Raw genomic sequence first — 1,071 nt, 5'->3', positions numbered from 1 at the left:
GCGGGTCAGGGCAGCTACGCGGCCGGCAACGCCTTCCTCGACGCCCTCGCCCAGCACCGCCGGGCCACCGGCCTGCCCGCCACCTCCCTCGCCTGGAGCTTCTGGGCCCAGCGCAGCACCATGACCGGCCACCTCGACAACACCGACCTGGCCCGCATGACCCGCGCCGGCATGATCGCCCTCACCTCCCAGGACGGCCTCACCCTCCTCGACACCGCCCTCGGCCTCGACGAACCCCTCCTCCTGCCCGTCCGCCTCGACACCACCACCCTCCAGCACCGCGCCCGCACCGAAGGCCTCCCCGCCCTCCTGCGAACCCTCGTCAAAACCCCCCTGCGCCGCGCCCGCGCCACCACCACCCAGACCACCACCGGCCTCACCCACCAACTCGCCACCCTCACCCCCACCGAACGCCTCACCACCCTCACCGACCTCATCCGCACCCACGCCGCCACCGCCCTCGGCCACCAGAACCCCGACACCATCGAAGACACCCGCGCCTTCAAGGAACTCGGCTTCGACTCCCTCACCGCCGTCGAACTGCGCAACCGCCTCAACACCGCCACCGGCCTGCGCCTGCCCGCCACCCTCGTCTTCGACCACCCCAACCCCCACGCCCTCGCCACCCACCTCCTCACCCGCCTCGAACCCGACACCACCCCCGCCCACCACACCACCCCCCGCACCACCACCCACCACACCGACGAACCCATCGCCATCGTCGGCATGAGCTGCCGCTACCCCGGCAACATCCACAACCCCGACGACCTCTGGCACCTCGTCACCCAAACCCGCGACGGCATCACCACCTTCCCCACCGACCGCGGCTGGGACCTCACCAACCTCTACAACCCTGACCCCGACCACCCCGGCACCACCTACACCCAACACGGCGGCTTCCTCCACAACGCCACCCACTTCGACGCCGACTTCTTCGGCATCAGCCCCCGCGAAGCCACCGCCATGGACCCCCAGCAACGCCTCCTCCTCGAAACCTCCTGGGAAGCCCTCGAACACGCCGGCATCAACCCCACCAACCTCCACGGCAGCCGCACCGCCGTCTTCACCGGC

Annotated in this window: 1 protein-coding gene; it reads left to right on the top strand. The window is 71.0% G+C overall.

The features are described 5' to 3' along the window. Positions 1-1,071: beta-ketoacyl synthase N-terminal-like domain-containing protein (locus ACGF12_RS38710; protein ID WP_393041403.1), on the top strand; the 1,071-nt coding region annotated here is incomplete at both ends.

It is taken from the genome of Kitasatospora sp. NPDC048296 (assembly GCF_043201815.1).
Classification (GTDB): domain Bacteria; phylum Actinomycetota; class Actinomycetes; order Streptomycetales; family Streptomycetaceae; genus Kitasatospora.
This window is presented reverse-complemented; position numbering and strand designations above follow the sequence as displayed.